1 protein-coding gene is annotated in these 792 nt (G+C 41.5%); it reads left to right on the top strand.

Annotation, left to right across the window (positions count from 1 at the left end):
- Nucleotides 1-762, top strand: a 762-nt coding sequence (locus tag H4J63_RS19795) for an IS5 family transposase (protein ID WP_024600859.1), incomplete at its 5' end; no start/stop codon positions are given.
- Nucleotides 763-792: the final 30 nt, after the last annotated feature.

Here is a 792-nt window from a genome sequence, read left to right as displayed (position 1 = left end):
ATGCCAAGATTAATGTTAACAGACGGGACATGGAATGTCTTATCAAAAGTAATGTACTTAAGTGGTCGAATTTATAATAAGCCCGACCATAGAAAAACGCTCGAAGGCATACTGTATAAGATGCGCACAGGTATTCCATGGCGAGATTTACCTTCTGATTTTGGCCGTTGGAGTGCTATCTACAGACGGTTTAATTTATGGTCCAAAAAAGGGATTTTGAATGAACTGTTTCGCGCATTATCTCGTGATGCGGACATGGATTGGGTCTTCATTGATGGCAGTATTGTCAGGGCTCATCAACATAGTTGCGGTGCAAGAACTGCTGACAATGAATCAATTGGAAAGAGCCGAGGTGGAAATTCTACGAAAATTCATCTTGCAGTCGATAGCGGAGGGTTGCCTGTTTATTATGAATTATCCTGTGGAAATACGCATGATATCGTCCATGCAGAGTCACTCGTAGCTAATTGCCCAACAAGTAATATGGTTGTCGCAGATAAAGGCTACGACAGTGAAAAACTGAGAGCGTTTGTTCGTGATAATAACGCTACACCCGTTATTCCACGTAAGGGCAACAGTTTAGTAGGCAATGAAGATATTGACTGGTGCATGTACAAATATCGGCACTTGGTTGAGAATGCATTTGGCCGTATTAAGCAATATAGAGGGATAGCCACGCGGTATGAAAAGCTTGAACGAAATTATCATTCAATGCTCGCTTTAGCATTTACTATGATGTGGCTACCAATGTGGGCTGATTGATATATGTACTACAAAGATCAACAGCCCCTA

Origin of the sequence: Pseudoalteromonas sp. 5Ae-yellow (assembly GCF_014077565.1) — a bacterium.
In the GTDB taxonomy this organism is placed as follows: domain Bacteria; phylum Pseudomonadota; class Gammaproteobacteria; order Enterobacterales; family Alteromonadaceae; genus Pseudoalteromonas.
The sequence above is the reverse complement of the archived record's forward strand: the minus strand, read 5'-3'. Positions and strand labels throughout refer to the sequence as shown.